16 protein-coding genes and 2 pseudogenes are annotated in these 21,306 nt (G+C 40.6%); all 18 read right to left on the reverse strand.

Going from position 1 to position 21,306, the window contains the following annotated elements:
- Positions 1 to 109: 109 nt before the first annotated feature.
- Positions 110 to 196, reverse strand: a pseudogene (locus N8M95_RS06940) (FanG protein); the annotation flags it as partial.
- Positions 197 to 604 (reverse strand): annotated as a pseudogene (gene arsC / locus N8M95_RS06945) (arsenate reductase (glutaredoxin)).
- 82 nt (positions 605 to 686) lie between these two features.
- The gene (locus N8M95_RS06950; RefSeq protein WP_261116875.1) at positions 687 to 794 is read right to left on the reverse strand and encodes a thioredoxin family protein; all 108 of its coding nucleotides are present in this window, start codon (positions 792 to 794) and stop codon (positions 687 to 689) included.
- 346 nt (positions 795 to 1,140) lie between these two features.
- Positions 1,141 to 1,623 (reverse strand): hypothetical protein, encoded by a 483-nt coding sequence (locus N8M95_RS06955; protein WP_261116876.1) that lies wholly within the window; start codon positions 1,621 to 1,623, stop codon positions 1,141 to 1,143.
- A gap of 147 nt (positions 1,624 to 1,770) precedes the next feature.
- Positions 1,771 to 3,348 carry an AAA family ATPase gene (locus N8M95_RS06960; RefSeq protein ID WP_261116877.1) on the reverse strand — a complete coding sequence of 526 codons (1,578 nt, stop codon included), beginning with the start codon at positions 3,346 to 3,348 and terminating at the stop codon, positions 1,771 to 1,773.
- On the reverse strand, positions 3,349 to 3,813 hold the full coding sequence (locus N8M95_RS06965; RefSeq protein WP_261116878.1) for a hypothetical protein: 465 nt from the start codon (positions 3,811 to 3,813) through the stop codon (positions 3,349 to 3,351).
- A complete protein-coding gene (locus N8M95_RS06970; RefSeq protein ID WP_261116879.1) occupies positions 3,813 to 3,989 on the reverse strand; it encodes a hypothetical protein in 177 nt (58 codons plus the stop codon). The genes N8M95_RS06965 and N8M95_RS06970 overlap by 1 nt, the downstream gene beginning before the upstream one ends.
- 13 nt (positions 3,990 to 4,002) lie before the next feature.
- Entirely contained in the window at positions 4,003 to 5,727 is a 1,725-nt protein-coding gene (locus tag N8M95_RS06975) for a hypothetical protein (protein WP_261116880.1), read from the reverse strand.
- Positions 5,728 to 6,070: 343 nt separating this feature from the next.
- On the reverse strand, positions 6,071 to 7,672 hold the full coding sequence (locus tag N8M95_RS06980; protein ID WP_261116881.1) for a type I restriction-modification system subunit M: 1,602 nt from the start codon (positions 7,670 to 7,672) through the stop codon (positions 6,071 to 6,073).
- Positions 7,673 to 7,844: 172 nt separating this feature from the next.
- Positions 7,845 to 8,990, reverse strand: a complete 1,146-nt coding sequence (locus N8M95_RS06985) for a restriction endonuclease subunit S (protein WP_261116882.1) — start codon at positions 8,988 to 8,990, stop codon at positions 7,845 to 7,847.
- A 158-nt stretch (positions 8,991 to 9,148) separates the two neighbouring features.
- Positions 9,149 to 12,517 carry a type I restriction endonuclease subunit R gene (locus tag N8M95_RS06990; protein ID WP_261116883.1) on the reverse strand — a complete coding sequence of 1,123 codons (3,369 nt, stop codon included), beginning with the start codon at positions 12,515 to 12,517 and terminating at the stop codon, positions 9,149 to 9,151.
- A 322-nt stretch (positions 12,518 to 12,839) separates the two neighbouring features.
- Positions 12,840 to 14,087, reverse strand: coding sequence for a toxic anion resistance protein (locus N8M95_RS06995; RefSeq protein WP_261116884.1), 1,248 nt, complete (start codon positions 14,085 to 14,087; stop codon positions 12,840 to 12,842).
- 21 nt (positions 14,088 to 14,108) lie between these two features.
- Positions 14,109 to 14,915, reverse strand: a complete 807-nt coding sequence (locus N8M95_RS07000) for a coiled-coil domain-containing protein (protein ID WP_261116885.1) — start codon at positions 14,913 to 14,915, stop codon at positions 14,109 to 14,111.
- Between the two features lie 300 nt (positions 14,916 to 15,215).
- Positions 15,216 to 15,827 carry a 30S ribosomal protein S4 gene (gene rpsD / locus N8M95_RS07005; protein WP_000092756.1) on the reverse strand — a complete coding sequence of 204 codons (612 nt, stop codon included), beginning with the start codon at positions 15,825 to 15,827 and terminating at the stop codon, positions 15,216 to 15,218.
- Positions 15,828 to 16,021: 194 nt separating this feature from the next.
- Entirely contained in the window at positions 16,022 to 17,074 is a 1,053-nt protein-coding gene (locus N8M95_RS07010) for a sensor histidine kinase (RefSeq protein ID WP_261116886.1), read from the reverse strand.
- Positions 17,071 to 17,769 carry a response regulator transcription factor gene (locus tag N8M95_RS07015; RefSeq protein ID WP_261116887.1) on the reverse strand — a complete coding sequence of 233 codons (699 nt, stop codon included), beginning with the start codon at positions 17,767 to 17,769 and terminating at the stop codon, positions 17,071 to 17,073. Before N8M95_RS07015 ends, N8M95_RS07010 begins: the two co-directional genes overlap by 4 nt.
- A gap of 123 nt (positions 17,770 to 17,892) precedes the next feature.
- On the reverse strand, positions 17,893 to 20,007 hold the full coding sequence (locus tag N8M95_RS07020; RefSeq protein WP_261116888.1) for an SSURE domain-containing protein: 2,115 nt from the start codon (positions 20,005 to 20,007) through the stop codon (positions 17,893 to 17,895).
- 115 nt (positions 20,008 to 20,122) lie between these two features.
- The gene (locus tag N8M95_RS07025) at positions 20,123 to 21,139 is read right to left on the reverse strand and encodes a glycosyltransferase family 2 protein (protein WP_261116889.1); all 1,017 of its coding nucleotides are present in this window, start codon (positions 21,137 to 21,139) and stop codon (positions 20,123 to 20,125) included.
- Positions 21,140 to 21,306 lie beyond the last annotated feature (167 nt).

Genomic DNA, 21,306 nt, shown 5'->3' on the forward strand with positions numbered 1-21,306 from the left:
AAACACCCCAAAAGTTAGATTTTTTCTGTCTAACTTTTGGGGTGCAGTTCAGTTCAATACTATGCGTTTTTCTTTTTGTTAATTTCAGTACATTGCAATATAAATCATTCTAATCACTACTTTTTTTAGATAAATACATCATTTGGATATTGAAGTTAAGCCCTGCTATCATTTCGATGGCAGAGCTTTTTTCTATTTATCGGATACTACAAACAATCTCACCATCTTCTTTTACAAAACCTTTATCCAATGATTTAGGTAAAACTTCTAATACTCTCTCTAATGGTCTACATAATAGCGTTCCTTTTTCCGTTACGACGATTAGACGATTTATCAAAATTGGTTCTATCATCATCGCGTCTATAATATCGTGTTCCGATTTAGCTTCTTGTAAATAATATTTTTCAAATTCTGGAACATTGGTACGTTGTAATTCTTTAGCACCAATACCCATCTGCACTAATAACTGTTATAATTCTTTTTCTTTCGGTGGTGTTTTCAGATATTCGATAATTTGTGGCCCAATTCCTACTGCTCGAATCATAGCTAGGACATTCCTAGATGTTCCACAATTTGGATTGTGATAAGTGGTTACTTGATTCATATATCCTCCTATTTTAGTTATTTTATAATGGGGGAGTGGTTAATTTTCATAAAAATCTCCCCTATTATTCAATACCATTAAATTAATCAACATATGATACTTCCCTAATGATTTTCTTCACATCTTCAACTTTCAATACTTTCCCAGAAGATACAACATCTTCATTAAGAACTAATGCAGGTGTAGACATCACACCATGACTAGAAATCTTTACAAAATCACTTTCGTGTTCAACCGTGATCTCTAAGCCTTCCTATTGGCAAGCCTGACGAACATTGTCTTCCAATGTCTGGCATTTTTTACAGCAGATCCTAAAACCTTAAACATCATTTGATTATCTGAAACTTGAGACATAAGTATTTCCTTCTAAAAAATAAACTATTGTACTATATTAAATAAATAACCAAATAAAAAAGTTCTTTTGAACAACAAGTATCAGAGGCATCTAGCTTATATTATACTTAGTATTCAGCACTTACATATATAAAAGTAAGAACTATCTCTTGTATCTCCCCTTGTATCAATGTAAAGAACAATTAATCTTTTATAACTGATACGGAACCATTTGAGCTAATTGCTCGACAACAATCTGTATAAACTTCGATAAAATCATATCCTCCATGTAAAGCAATGCTTTTGGCTTTATCGAGTCCACCAGGTAATGTCTCTCCTCGTTTATAATGCTCAATGATTTCTCCAACCAAGTCTAGGGTGTGCGCTTCGTAAGGTGCTCCTAAATAACATTTTGCTACAAAACCTAGGAGAATTCCATTAATATCCACATCTGGGAATTCCGACTTAATTGTATTAATAATTTCATTTACTTCTTTTTTATTATGAACATGTCCACCTGCATCTAGCTGATGAATAGCATCCATATATTCTTTAGACCGTGATTTTCTTAGAAGCCTATCTAGACTCAACTTATCTATCTGTGGTTGTTTTAAGTTAGAAGTCATGATATGGCTTGCTTGTGTTTGTTTTTGGGATTGAAATGAATTTAATATTGGTTTAGGCATCTATTTTTCTCCTAATTGTGTTATAAGTTATATTTTACTATTTAAGATTCCTTTTAATAATACTCTCAAAAAAGATCTTCCTTTACTGAATTATAAAAATGGACACGAAACTGAGATTACAGTTACCGTGTCCAAATAATGAACTGATTAAACAAGTACTTTTCTTGTTTTAGGTCCACTCTGTTTATGAACAAGTCCCTCTCCACCGATTGGTTTTCCAGATGCAGGAACAGCTCTTTCTTTCCCCCAATCTCTAATAGCCTCAATTTTTTCTGGGCTAGTTTGAGAGAGTGGGACTACGTTATTGAAAGCAGTCATGATATTCTCTTCATTGAGAATAAAATTGCTATTAGCAATAGATCGGTAAGCTAAATCTCTAACTGTCGATTCTAAGTCCGCTCCGGTGAAACCATCACTTATCTGAATGATATTATCAGCAAAATCTCCTTCAAATTCTAGACTTAAGTATTTTTTAAAATACAAAGCAAGTATTTCTTTGCGCTCATCTGCAGTTGGTAAATCAACAAAGAATAACTTATCAAATCTTCCTCTACGGAGAAGTTCTGACGGAAGCATAGACACATCATTAGCTGTTGCAACTACAAAAACTTGTTTTTTGCATTCTTGCATCCAGAATAAGAATTGACCAACCATACGAGTAGATACACCGCCATCATTAGCGCCACCAGTAGCTCCTGATAGCCCTTTTTCTATTTCATCAATCCATAAAATACACGGAGATACATTCTCAGCGGTAGTTAGAGCATCTTTGAGTTGCTGTTCAGACTGACCTACATAACTTCCTTGAACCGTTGCAAAATCTAAACGATATAATGGAAGTTTCCAGTTAGCGGAAATTGATTTAGCAGATAAAGATTTTCCGCATCCAGGGACACCTACTAGGAGTATTCCTCTAGGTGGTTGCAAACCTTTCTCACGTAACATATCTTTCTTTTCGGGAGTTAGCAGTTCTTTCTTTTCATTAAGCCACTTCCTTAATCCTTCAAGCCCTCCGACATCCTTTACAGAATCATCTACAACGATTTTTTCTAGACCAGAGATATCAGAGAATAGGCGATCTTTTGCAAATCTTATCTCATCTAAATCAGATTTTCTTATGCACTTATTTGCAATCAAAGCAGCGATAACGTTCTCCGCCTCGATTCTAGTTACCCCATTGAGAGCTGCAGCAGCTTCTCGAATATCGGAGTTGTCCCATTCAATCTGGATATCATTTCGATAGTCGTCAATGTATTCTTGAATTATCGAATACATTTCCTCTTCGTTAGGTAAATCAATTTTTACTGTCATACCTTGCCGTTGAAGTTGATTCCAAATAGAGGTATTGGTAAAAACGATTACAACGCCTCCAGTTTCATTGGCTAAATTGACCAGTGCTAAGACTTGTTTAGAATCGCTATTTTCATTACTAAGATCCGGAACCTCTGTCAGTACGATAGTTTGGTATTGTTTCTTTTGCATTTGGTCCGTCATGTAATCTATTGCACCATAAACAGATTTATCTTCGTTAACATTCTTACCAGAACTAAGATCATACACACCTTTGGTGAGAGTATGTACATTGAATGGAAGTTGTAATTCTTCAGATATTTCCTTTAACATATCTAATGTTCTACTTGGCTCAATGGTATTGATAGCAATAAAAGGGATTCTTGCAACTGAATATCTTGTAAGAAGTTCTTTGCTTTTTACTATATCGCTCATTTACTGTTCACCTTTATTTAAAAAAGAATTAATTTTATGATTTCTAATAATACTTGACATTTTCCCGCTTCGGTCCTGTTTTGCAGATTCTTCTAAAGATTTCTGCATACTATTAGCTTGTTCTATAACGAGATTTAAGTAGTGTTGTCGCTCTTTATCTGGAATTGCAGGAAGATTGATTGCTTCAGCTAAGAACGCCATTTCTTTTCTCAACGAAAGAATTGATTGAATGATAGCTCCCTCGTATCCTTGGGATTTTAGTAAATCATTTTGAAACTTATCTGAAGCTACATTCATACGGTAATTAACAGCGTCAATTAACTTTGTAGAGAAACGTTCTGCCACACCGTATTGCCATTCGATAGTCCCAGATTTCATCATTTTTAAAACTGTTTCATCATCATCTTTATTTTTTAAAACAGTTAAGACATTTACCCATTCTGAATATGTTTGTGGTTTATTCATTATTTTTGCCGTTTCCTTCTGACTAGCAATTGTGGAGGCACGATATCCCATGAAGGGAGTCCCTCAGCAAACACGCTCATAGGTTCTTCACTAAAATCCTCTTCAGTATTAATGCTCTTAAATGGAGTGGTGTTATTAGATGATAGCTTACTATTGCCTTTATATTGTTCATCCATGTCAATTACCTCCTCAAATTTTAATCTTTCTATTAGATGATGCCAACTTGTTTACATATTGTTCAGGTCTTATTTGTTCGAGGAAATCAAGGACTTTAGTACTTTCAGCATCTTTCTCTGCAAATTCAATTCTAAAGTCTACAATTTCAGCCAGAATAGCTCTTATAATTTGTTCACCATTAGCTCTCTTATTCTCGTACTGTTCTTCAATTTTCTTGCGACTTGTTTCAATGTTTTCAATATTAGATTTATGCTTAAGAACCATAAAAATCCCTGCTATAATAGCTATTAAACCTAAGAAAACATTGCCAGAAATCATCATCATTAAACCGATTACTCCGATAGCTATACCACCATACAAAAGGAATTTATCAAATAAACTTGGGAAGTAGTTTGCCAAAGTTTGTTCTTTTTCAGAGTCAATCTGAGAATTAAATTTTTCAACCAACTCGCTTTCGTTTTGGCCATCTGTTGATTTATCGTTAAAAGTATCCACATTTATTTCAATTTCGTAAGGAATCTTCATGCGATTTTTTGCAGTAACATCATTATAAGCGTTTGTTACCCAATCACGAGAAAGAGCCAGTGCAAATTTTTGGGTAGATATACTTGAGTGAGAAGATTCGGGTTTCATTGCTGCATCGGTAAGCAACTGGGTGAAATCTTTATGGGTTTCAAACGCAGTCACTTCAATACTCATGTTTTGATGAGCACGATTGTCATCTCCTCCGAAGTCAACCACAAACTGCTCGAATTTTTCTTGTTTTCGAAGAGCTAATTCCTCGTTATCAAAATCAGTCACAAGTGTGTCTAGAATATCATCTAATTGTTCTTTGACGCTTTCTGTAGACCCTTTCCTCTCAAAAATATCAGTTAAATAGTTTAACATTTGTTCATGAAGATGAGCACCTTCTAAAATATCCTCTAGAACAGGCCAACTATTACTATATTTTCTTAGGTTAGGGTATAAATCTTCATCTAGTTCGCTTCTTTTTAAGTTAATGGCTTCAGACCATTGTTCTGTTTGCCGTTCAGTAAAACCAGGTTTTTCTTCAAGTCGACTGAGCCATTCATTCATTTGACGTGAGATGACTCCTTCGGTATCAGCTCCCAAGAGTCCACTCGCAAAAGCATCTAAGATAATAATAGAATTTCTGTCAAGATTTTCTTCATCTTGATTAGCTAGATAACGTTGAGTCCACTTAAGGCATGCGTTCTTTCTGTTAGCTCTTCTACAAATTAAGGCAAAGAAAAGGGAGGTCTTTTCATCGTTTCGTTTAATCCCTTCCTTGACTGCTTTTTCAGCTAACTCGGGTTGATCATTTATCCATGCCGCTAATGCAACCAAGCATGGAGCAAGCCAGTAACCTGGAGTTGATATCATTAGTTCTTCTGTAGCAGTGCTGATTGTTTCTTTTTTGACAATTCCTAAATCATCAGCTTGTAAAATCCCTGTGGTAGTACGACGAACAATATCATAATGTCCGTATTTCTTCTCAATTTCTTGACGGACTTTTACCAGTCGAGTTTCAGCTTGTCCTAATCTATTAGCTTTTTGTTGGATATTCACAAACTCATGAAATTCTTGTGCTAAACTACCGATTTCATCGTACACGATTTGAAGATTTTCGTTTGCTACATCAACTCTAGCATCAATTGTTTGTAATCCTTCATGGATAGAGCGCAAGTTGCTCTCGATAGCTCGAAGATCAGCTTGATGTATTATTCTTTCAGCCATAATATCCCCCTTGTTAATGATTTCTAAATTAATTAGAAATAAAATTTGGCCACGGAATATTCTTATCTTAAATAAGTAATTATGTACTGAAAAACACGACATAAATTAGACATAATTCAGATAAAATATCCCAGAATTATTTTAGTTTCTCCTTATAGTAATAAGAATATCATAAATTTTTTTTTAAATTCAAGATACTTTGAAAGAAGAAGTAACGTCTCAAAAGAAGATACTGTCAATAATTATGTGTAAACACTCAAGTAGAGTTACGGATTGTCAATCAACGAAATCCAAAAACACCTCGTACAATTTATACGAGATGTTTTCATTCTTCCCCTACTCTCTAAATCTCTTTCAATTTTTCGAGATAGGCGGTTAATTCTGCTTGTGCTTCTGGTGTTGTGCCTACTAGCTGGCTGCGCATGTGTGCGAGTCTGGCTTCGACTTCTCCAATCTCTTTATTAATCTCTGCGAGTTGGTCGGCTAGGTCGGCGAGGGGAACAACGGGTTCTTCCTCAAAGGTATCGATATAACGTGGAATGTTGAGGTTGTAGTCATTTTCGACAATCTCTTCAAAGCTGGCTAGATGGGCAAACTTCTCGACATTCTCACGTTTTTGATAGGTCTCCAAAATCTTGGCAATATGGTCGTCGGTCATATTGTTTTGATTTTTCCCTTTTTCAAACTCTTTTGAGGCATCGATAAAGAAGACATCCTTATTGGTGCGATTCTTTTTAAGGATAATAATGGTTGTCGGGATAGAGGTGTTGTAGAAGATATTTGCTGGTAAGCCGATAACTGTATCAATAGCGCCTTCTTCTAGCAGGTGCTGGCGAATCTTTTGCTCGGCTGCTCCTCGGAAAAGAACTCCGTGAGGGAGAACGATGGCCATGACACCATTATGCTTGAGGTGGTAAAAACCGTGAAGGAGGAAGGCAAAATCTGCTTTAGACTTAGGTGCAAGAACTCCATAACTTGAAAAGCGAGGATCTTGCAGGAAACCACTATCTGCTGACCACTTCAGTGAATAAGGTGGGTTCATCAAAACCCCATCAAAATCTGTCGGCTCGGTAGTCGGCCAATCTTCGTCTAGGGTATCGTGGTTGCTGAGGTGATAATTCTCAATCGCAACCCCATGAAGCATCATATTCATGCGAGCAAGGTTGAAGGTCGAAGTAATCAACTCTTGACCGTAGTAAGAAATCGTCGAAGCTTCCTTACTATAGCGCTTGGCATTGAGCAAGAGAGAACCAGAACCCATGGTCGGGTCGTAAACTGACATCCCCTTTTGATGCTCGCGCCCTGCAAAGACAATCTGAGTCATGAGGTGAGAGACTGCTTGAGGTGTATAGAACTCACCAGCCTTTTTCCCAGAATCACTGGCAAATTGGCCAATCAAGTACTCATAAGCATCACCCAAGATATCACCAGCATGACCAGATACATTGAGGTCGTTGAGCTGTTTCATAACCTCAGAGATGGTCTTGTTTTGCTTTTGTGGGGTGTTGCCTAGCTTTTTCGCATAGAGGTCAATATCTTCAAAGAGATTTTCAAATTTTTCATTGGCCTGCTCGATATCACGGAAACTTTGGGCTAGGGATTCTAGCTGGAAGGTTCCTTCGTGGATAGACTGAACCAGCTTGGTAAAGGTTAGAGAAGGCTCAATCACATAGCCTAGCTCGTCATTTAAGACCTCGATGAGGTCTTCACGAATATCTGCATCTGCAAAGTTTTCCTCGTAGAGGAGTTGCGCTTGCTGGAAGGACTCAAAGGTCTCGTCCAACTTATCGCAGACGTCTTGGAGAATGTTGTCGGATAGATACTTGTAGAAAATCAAGCCCAAGAGATAGGACTTGTATTCATTGGCTTCCATCTGGCCACGCAGGATATCTGCCGCATTCCAGAGGGATTGGTAGAGTTCTCTTGATAAATCTGTTTGTGACATAGGGTCTCCTATCAATTTCTACTTTCATTCGTTTAGTGTAGCTTTTTATGGTCTTGGTATCTTATGAATTGAACACGACCTAAAAGCTGGGTAAAAAAGATAAACTGCCTGGTCTTCATCGAAGACCGTGCCAGTTTCCTATTTTTACTGGGCTTTTGACGGTCTTAGTATCTTAGATAAACATTTTTCTGAGTAGGGTTTGTTTGCTTTCTTTGAGCTGGTTGAATTTTTCCTCTTGCTTGGCAATGGCCTTGTCTAGGTTTTGGAAGAAAGAACCGATTGCTTCTTGTTCAGGGAGGGGTGGAAGATGTAGAGGAAGTTTCATCATTATATCCGAATTTAGCTTCGCTCTCCCTCCTCCCACTAGAAAAGGTTCTATGTTAATTTGTTTTACTGCAAATAGTAAAAAAATATTGTTTATCAAATCTTTTTTACCTTGAATAACATGAGCGTGATTATTTACCCAAACTTTTCCATTTACATATTGTACTGGATAATCTTTTAAATCACTTGCACCATCTTCGGCAATAAGAATGAACTCGCCATCATGTGTATAACCATCTACATAATCCTGTATCCCATTAGCCCCATAATATGGAGTATCCCCAGAAATTCTTTCATTTGCTGAAACTGGAACTCTTAAATTATCATACCTATTCGTAACTTCCCCCAACTTCACTTCCTTCCAGTCATCTTCAAATCCTGCGAAGCGAAGGGCTGGTTTGATTTGTCCTTTGGCTGGGAAAAGGAGCTTGAGGTAGGTTTTCTTCTGCTCCTTGAGCACCTCTAACTTACGCTGTTGTAGGCTAATAAGCTGGTCAATATCTTGGAAGAAAGAACCGATAGCAGTTTGCTCGGGGAGGGAGGGGAAGGTTAATACTCTTTCCTCCATCATTCCCTTGGTTATATGTACCATAGTAGAACCATTTGTATTTTGTTTAATTCTATCCTTATCCTTTTCTAAAAAAGTATAAAAATAATATTTATCTAAGATGTTAGAGTATCCACTAATCTTCCAAATATGATAATGATAAATAACTTTTTCTTCTTTCCATAATTCCGGACCAAAATTTGTTGCCCAAAGATATAATAAATCTCCATAATTTGCATATTTTGAATCTTCAAGTTGTAAATCAGAATAATACCACTTATCATTGGTGTTAAAATTTCCTACTCGTAAAACTCTGTACTCACCATCCTCAAGTAGTTCCTCTTGTTTATAGGCTCTACCATTCAATAATTCCGCAACTTCCCCTAACTTCTTCTCTTCCCAAGATTCAGTATATCCCGCAAAGCGATAACTTGGTTTCTTTGTCATACTATTCCCTTTCTATTGCTCCATTTTCGTATTTCTACACTTTAGATTTTCTTTTTTGATTTCTATTCTTCAATTTTGCCTATTTTGAAACAATAGATAGGCTGATTTGACAAGATAAAGTTAACCATCTAGCAAATAAGAAAAGTCAAATCGGTAGTTTATCTCCCCCTCAGCGGTAAGATATCCTCTGAAATCATGCGCATATAGTCCTCTTTGAGGGCTTTTTTGTATTTGAGTTTTGGTAGTGCCTTGTCTCCGTGGGCTTCCTTATAAGCCAGATAGTCCTGAGACTCGGTGATGGCTTTTTCGCCATTTTGCTTGTCACGTCCGATGCGGTAGTTGTCCACTACGAACTGGAGTTCATCCTCTCCTATCTGCCAATAATCTGCCGTTTCACGAATCTTTTTCTGGGTTGTTAGCTCAATCATCTCTTCCAACTTATGGATGATAGACTGACCCTGATAGCTCTTAGCATCAGCTTGGACATTCTGCCAGAGTTTGCAGATGAGGCTGGATAACTTGGGATTGGATTTGTTCAAATCTTCGATATAGTTATCTACCAGACTCTTTTCCTTTTTACCAATGAGGTTTTCCCGATTTTCGATTAGGGCTTGGATGAGAGAGAGGATATAGTGATAGTTTATCTCGTCGGTGCGGATGGATTCAAGCTCGTACTCTATATCCACGAGCACACCTTCATCTTCTTGGTCTTCTTTTCTGCGTCTGCGGAGTTCTTCGATGACATTTTGATATTGGCCGGCAAAGTTCTCGATGTCTTCGAGGCTGAGCCCAATCTCTCTGAGAATGACTTTCTCATCATAGTCCGAATAGACCTGTATAGAGGATAGGAGCTTGTCAAATTCTTGGAAGGCCTTGGCAAAGCGTTTTAATTCTGCATCTGTCGCTGTATCCAAATCAGGCACCTGCTCTGGACTTGGAGCGATGGCTAGTAGTTGATGAACCTTCTCCAGAAACTTGGCCTTCTCCTCCTGCCATTCTGGGGCTAAGACACTGGTTTCGCCACCATTTGAGTAAAGGCTCAGAGCTTCATCCACCTTTTCTTTAAAGCGATCAGGTGTTTGGAAGGTAACGATCTGGCCGAATTTCTTGCCTTCATCAAAGAGGCGATTGGTTCGTGAAAAGGCCTGAATGATATGCTGGGGTTTCATAGGCTGACGGTCCATGAACAGGGTCGATAGGCAAGGGGCATCAAAGCCTGTCAGCAAGCGGTCCACCACGATAACCAGGTCCAGCTGTTCTTCACGGAAGGCAAAACGTTCTTTCTTACGAGCCAAGCGGTCGTTGAGGTCACTATTGTAAGAAGCAATGGTGGCTAGGCTAAAGTGGGTTCCAAACATGGCATTGTAGTCTTCTAAACTCTCCTCCATGTAGGCTTGGTTGATATAGGAGTCTGCTTCATTTTCTGTCACAGAATAGGTAATGGCAACCTTAGGAAAGTCTGGCAAGACCTTTTTAACATTTTCCGAGATGCTTAGAGACTTTTCTCCATTTTTGACTTGCTTAATCAGGTTATAATAGGCCTGCGCACGGGCAATGCTTTTAACGGTCAAAATGGCTTCATAGGTTTTCCCCACCCCATTTTGGAAACCAAGTTTGCGTCTTGAGCGATTGAGAATGGCATCTAAAACCGCAAGCATGTGGCCTTCGTCATCATAACGCTCCTCGTCAATCTCATCTTCTGCCCAACCAGGCATGGTCGTCTGATACTCTACATTAAAGCCAAGAACCGCCTTGTCATGGATGGCTTCTTTGACGGTATATTGGTGGAGGCAATCACCGTACTGCTCTTCGGTCGTTTGAGCAAGGTCTCCTTTTTGTTCACGTTTATTTTCTGTAAAGATAGGAGTACCTGTAAACCCATACCAGAGAGAATTTGTAAAGAAGTGCTCTAGGTGGCGTTGGCGTTCAGGAGTCACTGCGCGATGGCATTCATCAACGACAAAGGCTAGTTTGAGTTGCTTGATACGATTGTAGACCTTTTGGTGACGTCCTTCATCAAACTGGCGAATCATGGCATTGATTTTCTGGATGGTCGTCACAACGACACGGCGGTCATCAGAAGCCAGATTTTTAACCAATTCCTGTGTATCATCAGTCTCGTCGATATCGATCATATCGTTCTCTGCGTAAGACTGAAAGGAACTGGTCGTCTGCTGGTCGAGGTCTGTCCTATCAATCACAAATATTGTCTTTTCGATAGATGGAATCTGGAGCAGATTGCGCGAAACCTTATAGGAGGTCAGGGTCTTTCCTGAACCAGTCGTATGCCAAATATAGCCCGACTGGCGCTTGCGACTGGCTTCACGGATAGCCTCAATGGCATGAACCTGATAGGGACGCAATAAAATCAAGGCCTTCTTGTCATCATCGATGACAGAATACTGCATGACCATCTCGTGGGCTCTCGGTATCGACAAGACAGACTCTGCAAAGTCAAATAGTTGGGGTTGGGGTCTGTTTTCACTATCCACCCACTTGGTCAAGAAGCGTTCATTTAGCTTGTTGGCTTTGGCAGCTGCGATGTAGCGAGTGTCTGTGACATTAGAGACGACAAACATCTGAAGACTTGAAAAAATGCCTCTGAACTGTCCTTCTTGGTCGTATTTCTTAATCTGACGGAAGGCATCCATATAAGGATGAGAACGGCTTTTTAGTTCAATTTGAATCATAGGCAGACCATTGATTAACAAAGTCACATCCCCACGGCGCTGGCGAATCCCATCTCCGCCTGTGATGACTTGGTTGACAACCTCATAACTCGATTTGCCACCAGCGACATTGTTTCTCCACAAGACTTCCAAGCGAATGGTGCCTAGACTGGCATCTTCACGTTGAACCTGCACCTTGGCAATGCCATTTTCCCCCGCTATCCACTTGGCTGCTTCGTAGAAGTTAACGAAATTGAGCTGGTTTTTGATTTGATTTTTCTCTGAATTTGTAAGGGGATGGTCTTGCAAAATGCGGACATTATTGGCTTCCAACTTGGCAAAAAAGTTTCCCCATAGGAGGTCTTCTGTATTTAACTCAGGTCGATACACCCATTGACTTTCTCCCTTTGTCAGTTGGTTAATCAAATCTCGCTCGATAGCCAATTCCTGTTTGGTTTTGGCTTTACCTGCTATAGGAATAGCAGTCTCGTCTTTAGGAGAGAGTCTCTGGCTGATATGGAAATTCTGCAAGGCTGCTTGATTAAGATGTTGCAATTTTTCAAGAAGAGCTTGCTCTGTCCCTTTTATGGCTTGATAGCCTGCCGTCAAGTCTTTATCTGCATCTAGGTAGTGATGCGGGTTCTTCTTTATTTGGATATAGCCCTGCACCAAATCTTCTAAACGTCCCAGCTGAATAGCAAGCTGGTTCTGGAGTTCCTGAGAATTGCTTCCAGATGCTTCTTTCTGGTTGATAGCTTCTAGGTATTCTACGATGGCAGTATAACTAGCCTGCAACTCAGGTGCTGAAATGATGAGCTCTTGTTCTAATTCTTTTGATAAGGTGTAAGCCATGTTCATACCCCATTTCTACAACGCAAAAAGCCTACCAAAAAGATTGGCAGGTTTTGAAAATGGGTATGAAAACGCGAGTTTATATATATGCAAGCTAGTTATTTGCTTAAATCTGAAAACCATAGGGACTCTTCCTTTTCATTCATACAAGGCGTTGCGACATCGAAAAAACAGCGCCTTTACTTCCTTCCATTGTACCATAAAAGACTAGTAGTGAAAAGGTTTTCTAGGGTATTCTCTCTAAATCTAGCAATAATTCCCTGACCTTCAAACTTCTACTAAAACAAGCAAAATCCCCTGCAAATCTACATTGCAAGGGACTTGTGTATTATTCTTGTACTTCTTTCTGAGCGGCTTTTCCTTGGTCTAGAAGGGCTTGGACAATTTTCTCATCGCGTAGTTTGACAGAATCGTTAATCATTTCTGCGGACTTGACGATGGTTGTTTCTAGTTGGGCACGTTTTTGACGGCCTAATTCAATAGCAGCAACGATGCCTTGGTTTTGCGCGACCAGACTTTCAGCCAGTTTGGTAACAGACTCAACAGCGACTGTCGGGCTTTGGGCAATTCTCTCCATCTGCGGAATCACTTCCTTGCTGGTTTCAGCTAGCATCTGAAGGGCAGCATTATTGGCATTTACAATGGCATCTGCCACGACACCTGATTTCATTGATTGTTGCAAAATACCAAGTTGGGCAATAGAAAGCTTCATTGTCGGAATCGTATTGCGACGAAGCATGCCCAATTTTTGGCGCATATCAGATGACACCTTCACAAGATTCCGCATCTGAGGTGTTGTTGCCCATGCCACATAGAGACGGCTGACATACTCGGTGTGCTGTTGTTCGAGGGTATTGACCACTTCTGCCATACGGGCCAATTCTTGAGACTTGGTCTGGTATTCTACCGTACTTGTATCTAGTTGGTCAGCTTGAGCTTTCAGTTCTGCAGCGCGATTGCCAGCTTCTGTCTGGCTAGCTTCGATAAAGGAAATCACTCCCACTAGATTTTCAATGGATTTGGTATTGTCCTCAATCAACATCTCAGCAGAGACAATATTTCGAGCTAGCACATCTTCTTGCTTGACTACTGCGGCAGCCATGCCATCTAGCTTTTGCTCCACTGTTTTTGAGTCAAAGTAAAATTCCTGTAGCGTATTCTTGCTCTTGTTAAACAATCGTTGCAAAAAGTTTGGTTTCTCTTCTAGCTCAGCAATTTCAGCGTTCTTGTATTTGACTACAAAGCCTTGCAACTCACGGTTGGTGTTCTTGAGTAGATCATCCACCTGGGGAATCTGCAATTTCTTTTGTTCTGACAAGATACGATTGACTGTATTGTTCACGCCTTCTACAGCAGATTGCCCAAAATCCAAAAGAGCATTTTGATTTGTGACAAATTGGTCTACTAACTGGGGCACGTGCGCTTTGATTCCTTCTTGCTGCTCAGGGCTCAACTTTTCAAGGAAGGTCAAGGTCTGGTCTGAGCCAGTATTGGTCTCGATGATTTGGGTTGTCTTATCCACCTTAGCTACGGTATTATTAGCAATCTGGTCAATATCAAAATTAAATTCTGTCATGGTTACTCCTTTATTTCTAACCTATTCTTTACGATCTTTTTCGAGGATACGCAGACTGATATCAAAATCACGCATATCTGTTTCATTGAGTTCTCTCAAGACTTGGTCCAGCTCAAGGTCAAATTGTTCGATGGCTGCTTTAGCTTGCTGCAAACGTTCTTCTGCCCGATTATAGTTTTTAGGGTTAGCCTTAATCTTTAAATAACCTTCTAAAATCGTTTGGAATTTCTCCATCTTCAAACTATGAATGGCAGTCAATTCTTCCTTATCCCCCTCAGCAGAGGTGGCAATCTTGTCTAAAATAGCCTGATGGTCAATGGCAATATTGGCCAAGGTCTGGGACAATTCTGGAGCTAATTCCTCTGGCTCCGCATTCTCAAGATCTACCTGACTTTCTCTATCCAAACGTTCTAGCTGAACATCGATGTTTGCCCTTACTGTACGAACCTTTTTGTCAATACGGTTATAGACATCATCGTCGATATAGGACTTGAGACGATCCGCCTCCTGATGAATTTCCCGCAATTCGATCAATACTTGATTAGCTAAACTCTTATAGGAATCTGAGCCCTTCTCTACCAAGACTCCCTCTAACTGCTGAATATCTTTGTCCGCCTGACGAATCCGAGCTTTTAAAAGCTCAATCCGATCATCTAGAGAACGATCTTGCAAAAGAGGATAGCGCCAACGTTTATAGAGACGATAACCACCATATCCTAGCAGGACACAAGCCGCAAGTGGAAGAGCATATTGAACCAAAAGGCCCAACAAGAACAGGAAGCCCCAAAAATAGAGACAGCCTTTCCAAAAACCATTACCCGATTTCATAAACATTCCTTATTTTCAATTTATAAGTCTATTTTAGCACAAAAGACAAAAATGAGGGCGGAAATTCCCTAGAAAAGAATTGATTTCTTTGATGTAGAATGGAGCTTGGTAGCGCGTGGTCTAATTTCAGTGAAGTGGACTCAACCACAGACTTCCGTGTTATAAGATTGGTGAATTTAGCATAGACTTAGATACACAAATAACCTTACTAGCCAATCTCCATACAAACTCAGAAATCAAGCTTTTAAGACAAAGCAAAAAGCCCACTGTTGTAGGCTTTCTGTAAGATATTTCTTAAAATTAAAGCATTTTGTTGTAGAATTCAACGACAAGTGCTTCGTTGATTTCTGGGTTGATTTCGTCGCGTTCTGGCAAGCGAGTCAATGAACCTTCCAATTTTTCAGCGTCGAATGATACGAATGCTGGACGTCCAAGAGTAGCTTCTACTGCTTCAAGGATTGCTGGAACTTTCAATGATTTCTCACGAACTGAGATCACTTGACCTGGAGTTACACGGTATGATGGGATATCAACGCGTTTTCCGTCAACAAGGATGTGACCGTGGTTTACGAATTGACGAGCTTGACGACGAGTAGTCGCAAGACCAAGACGGTAAACAACGTTATCCAAACGACGTTCCAAAAGAAGCATGAAGTTGAAACCTAGGATTCCGCCTTTGATTTTTGTAGCTTGTACGAACAAGTTACGGAATTGTTTTTCACCGACACCGTAAGTGAAACGAAGTTTTTGTTTTTCAGCCAATTGCAAACCGTATTCTGACAATTTAGAACGGTTGTTTGGTCCGTGTTGTCCTGGTACGTAGTTACGACGTGCCAATTCTTTACCTGTACCTGTAAGTGAAAGGCCAAGGCGACGAGCTTGTTTCCAAGATGGTCCTGTATAACGTGACATGTGAATGTCCTCCTGATATAAATAATATTTCGGTGGAAATAGTCACTTAGAAAGCCCTGATTCGTGCAGATGCCCTTCGCCTAAACAGCCAAGGTTACTTATCATAAGACACCTGTTGACGAGCTTCATGCTTTCCTGCTGATATTTCACACAAAATCCATTTTACCATGAATGGCTAGATTTGTAAAGGGGTTTTAAGCTTTATTTTCATTGCCAGAGAGGTTGAGAATGAGGGTAAAGGTACTTCCTAGGCCGTACTGGCTGCTGACTGTGATTTCCCCACCCAATTGATGGGCCAATTCACGCGCAATCGCAAGCCCTAAGCCATGACCACCTGTTTTCATATTGCGCGAAGTTTCGACACGATAAAGGCGTTTGAAAATATTCTCCAAATCCTCTGGGGCAATGCCCTGCCCCTCATCGGTCACACTGATTGAAAGCTGGTTATTCTCCACCTTAGCCACCACTTCCAGCTTGGTTCCTGGAGCAGAGTATTTAAAAGCGTTATTGACCAGATTCACCAAGATTCGAGAAAGCTTGGCATAATCTCCCTCAATCCGAGCAGACTCTGGGATTACCTGCAAATGGACATCTCGTTCCTCCTGCTCAATCAAGAACTGAAATTCACTCATGCACTCAATCAAGAGCTGGTCAAGAAAAATGCTGTCTTTGCTGGTCGTTTCCGCCTGATTTCTAGCCGTATTTAGGGTCAAAAAATTTAATTCCTCAACCAGTTTATTGAGTCTTTCCGTCTGACGTCCAATGGTTGCTAGATAATGGTCCTGTTCTCCTTCCTTGATAACCCCATCCAAAATCCCTTCTACCGTCGCTTGGATCGAAGTGATGGGGGTCTTGATATCATGCGATAGCTGGGCAATCATCAAGCCCTTTTCTCGCTCGCTTTCCTCCAAGGAATCAAATGTCGCCTGCAAATCATGGGACATTTCATTAAAAGCTTGGCCTAATTGTTGAAATTCTACAGGTCCTTGAACCTCCAGATTTGAAGGAAAATCCTTGTCCGCTACCCGCTTGGCATGTTCCTTGAGTTTGCCCAATGAAGTAAAGACAGGCGATAGGAGAAAGAGACTAATCCCAGCACCGATAAAACTAGCCACGAGAGTCATACCCACTAGGAAATAAATTTCTCTTTCTTCAATTAACATTCGCTGGATGGCCCAAAAAACCACGATAATCGTTAGGAGTGTTGAAATGATATACCCCACTAAAATATAACTTTTTAATTTCATTGACTACCTCGTGCTTTCTCAATTTTGTAGCCCAAGCCCCAGACGGTTTTGATGGTCGGTGTTTCTGTACTAGCATGTTTAGCCAATTCCTGTCGCAGAGCATGAATATGAACATTCAAGGTATTAGTATCATCCACGTAGTCTTCTTGCCAGACCTTTTCATAGAGGTCTGTTTTAGAGAAAACGCGCTCTGGATTGCTGGCTAAAAGCCATAGAAGTTCGAAGGATTTTACTGTCAAATCAAGCGCCACATCTCCGACTTGAACCTCATGACTACTGTGATTCATCCGTAAATCCCCAAGACTGACGACTTCTGACTCACCTCCACGATGAAGGCGACGCAAGATATTGTGGACACGCAAAACCAGTTCACGAGGGCTAAAGGGCTTGGCAATAAAGTCATCTGCCCCTAAGCTCAGGCCATAAATCTTGTCCTGCTCGCTAGTCTTAGCCGTGATAAAGAGAAAAGGCTGATCTGGAGATTGATACTGAACCTCACTAATCAAGTCATAACCATCCATCCGAGGCATCATGATATCTGTAATAATCAAATCAATCGCTTTTCGCTTGAAGATTTCCAAGGCCTCTACTCCATCATGGGCCACCAAAACCTGATATCCTGCCTGAACCAGATAGCGTTGATGAATATCTGTGATTTCTACCTCGTCGTCAACGAGTAAAATTGTCTTTCCCATCTGTCTCTCCTTTGAAAAAAACAGTGCTATACCACAATAGTATAACACTATTTTTATCTCTTTACGAACATTCTAATCGATATCTGGATTTTTCAAATCCTAGATAGAAAGTCTGTAACTAGACTAGTCATTTTCCTCTTTTTTAGCTTTCAAACCGAGTCCACCTAGAAGTCCGGCCAAGGCGAGTCCAAAGAATCCAATAGTAGCCATTGATGTTTGGGCTTCACCAGTATATGGAAGCATGTCTTTTTGATCTTTCATGTGAGCAGCCATCATTGGACTTGACACCTTGTTAGTAGATGCCATCTTGCCTTCATCAGACATTTTGCTTGAGGTTACCATAGGCTGGCTAGCATTCATGGTTTTGTCCTGCTCTTTGTTAGGCATCATCTTATCCTGGCTAGCAGCTGGCATTTTAGATTTCATATCATTGAGGGACTTATACCCATTCAAGTTCACTGTCAATTCTTTAGTCGCTACGAGATTGCTCAAATCAGCCTTGCCATCTTTAGCACCGTACACCTTGATAGTTGCCTTATAGCTTTGAGTGCCGTTTTGTTTTAAGAGGTCAAGCAACTCTTTATCTGATTTACCTTGAGTACCGGCCAAATCCACTTCATAGAAGTAGAGGCCTTTGCCCAATTTTTCTACTGGTGGAAGAGCAGGATTTTTAGCTGAACCGTTATCTGACCATGGAGCCTTGTCTGAAGCTTTCAAGATAAGGCGAGTCAACATACCGTCACCTGCGAAGAGTTCGTATGGAATAACTTGGTTAACACCGGCTGTGAATGGTCCAGGGAAGTTGGCTTTGTCTAGGTAAGTAGCCGGAACATCTACTGTATCTTTAGTATTGTCAGCCACGCCTTTTTGCACTTCAGCTGGAGTGGTCAAGCCATTCAAATTGACATTCAATTCTTTAGTCGCTACAAGATTGCTCAAATCAGCCTTGCCATCTTTGGCACCGTACACCTTGATGGTAGCTTTATAGCTTTGAGTGCCGTTTTGTTTCAACAAGTCTAACAAATCTTTATCTGATTTGCCTTGGGTTCCTGCCAAATCTACTTCATAGAAGTAAAGGCCTTTGCCCAATTTCTCTACTGGTGGAAGGGCGGGGTTTTTAGCTGAACCGTTGTCTGACCATGGAGCCTTATCTGAAGCTTTCAAGATAAGACGAGTCAACATACCGTCACCAGCGAAGAATTCGTATGGAATAACTTGGTTAACACCTGCTGTGAATGGTCCAGGGAAGTTGGCTTTGTCTAGGTAAGTAGCTGGAACATCTACTGTATCTTTGGTGTTGTCGGCCACACCTTTTTGCACTTCAGCTGGGGTAGTCAAACCATTCAAGTTGACATCCAAATCTTTAGTCGCTACAAGGTTAGTCAAATCGGCCTTGCCATCTTTAGCACCGTACACTTTGATGGTTGCCTTGTAGCTTTGAGTGCCGTTTTGTTTCAAGAGGTCTAGAAGCTCTTTATCAGATTTTCCTTGAGTGCCGGCCAAATCTACTTCATAGAAATAGAGACCTTTGCCCAATTTTTCTACTGGGGGAAGAGCTGGGTTTTTAGCTGAGCCATTATCTGACCATGGAGCCTTGTCTGAGGCCTTCAAGATAAGGCGAGTCAACATACCGTCACCGGCGAAGAATTCGTATGGAATAACTTGGTTGACACCAGCTGTGAATGGTCCAGGGAAGTTGGCTTTATCCAAGTAAGTAGCTGGAACATCCACTGTGTCTTTAGTATTGTCGGCTACACCTTTTTGAACTTCAGCTGGGGTGGTTGCTGGTTGAGCTTCACTTGCTTCACGGTCTTGTCCAGAAACTGTAGCTGCAGGACTTTCCACAGGTTTAACCACATCTTCTGTTTGTTTCTTAGATTCTGGTTTTGCTTGCACTTCTTCTTTTGGTGCTACTACCGGCTCTTTAGCACCTGCATCTGCTTTTTCTGGAGAGCTTGCAGTATCCAAGCTTGCTTTAGGTGTTGATTCTGCCTGTTCTGAAGGAAGAGCTACATCAACTGCTTTCTTGAGAACCTCTGCTGGTAAGTCGCTCTTTTCACTCACTGAAGCAGCGTCTGGTACGACTTGAGCAGGGGTTGGATTGACCACATCAGCACGTACAGAACTTGGTTGACCAACTAGGATAAAAAAGCCACTGGCTACAACAACTGAGGCAACACCGACACTAAGACGGCGAATAGACCAACGAGTATATCTTTGATTTGGATTGAATTTCATAGGATTCTCCTTAGAGTTTTTCTTTATTTGATGACTCTAGTATAATCTCCTAAAATTAAAAAGGATTAAGAAAAAGTTAAAATTTTTCTTAAATCCCTCTTATAAAATACTTATATTAATTAAATCCATAAACGGATTTGGTGATTTGATAGACGACATCGGAAAGTTTGCGGGCTGGCAAGACTGAATGTTTGGTCAAACGACTCAACATGGTCTTACGGATAGCCTGAAAGACCTCTGGATTTTCCTGCTGAATATAGGTCCACAACTCCCGTTTTTTGGCCAGATGCTCTGCTGTGCCTGCTCGGTTGAGCAAGGCACTGGAAATCACCGTCGTGATTTCAATATGATTCAGCAGATATTCTCGCATTTTGGGGTGGCTTACTTTGGACAAATCAAGCTGGTCTACCAAGAGTCGATTGACCTTAAGTTGCTGGTCAATGCGCTTAATCATCACTTGCTCATTGACAGACTGGTCTTCACGCCCAATCAAATAACGATAGAAATCAACAGGTAGATAGTACATGGTCTTGACCTGCTGAAGGGGGGTAAAGACAAAGAGATTATCGACATAAAAGGTATGCTCAGGCAGTTGGAACTGGCTCGCTCTCAACAAATCTGTCCGGTAAATCAGCGAGTGCATCATGATATACTGGCCTTTTGAGAAATTTCCAACCTGGTCCCAGCCAAAAATCTGCTGGACAGGCAAGACTGACTCGTAACTCATACTCTTCTTACGAGACTGGCCTTCCTTTTCATAGACAAAATTAGTCACAAAGGCATCCACTTCCTGCCCCTGGCTCTCTAGTTCCTGCAAGGTTTCAAGAATTTTCAAGTAGGCACGAGGATCCACCCAGTCATCACTATCAACTACTTTAAAATAACGTCCAGAAGCCTCCGCCAAGCCGCGATTGACCGCACCGCCATGGCCTTTATTTTCCTGATAGATGACTCTAACGAGGCTAGGATACTTGCTAACTAAACGCTCAGCTATTTCCTGAGTCTGGTCCTGAGACCCGTCATTGATAATCAAAATCTCAACTTGCTCACCACCAATCACTAGCGACTCCACACAGTAATGAAGATAGGCTGCAGCATTATAGCTAGGGATGGCGATAGACAATAACTTCATGATCTACTCCTTTAGGGGACTGATTTTTTCTTATACTCAATGAAAATCAAAGAGCAAACTAGGAAACTAACCGCAGGTTGCTCAAAGCACTGCTTTGAGGTTGCAGATAGAACTGACGAAGTCAGCTCAAAACACGGTTTTGAGGTTGTGGATAAGACTGACGAAGT

Source organism: Streptococcus mitis (assembly GCF_946190325.1).
In the GTDB taxonomy this organism is placed as follows: Bacteria; Bacillota; Bacilli; order Lactobacillales; family Streptococcaceae; genus Streptococcus; species Streptococcus mitis_CF.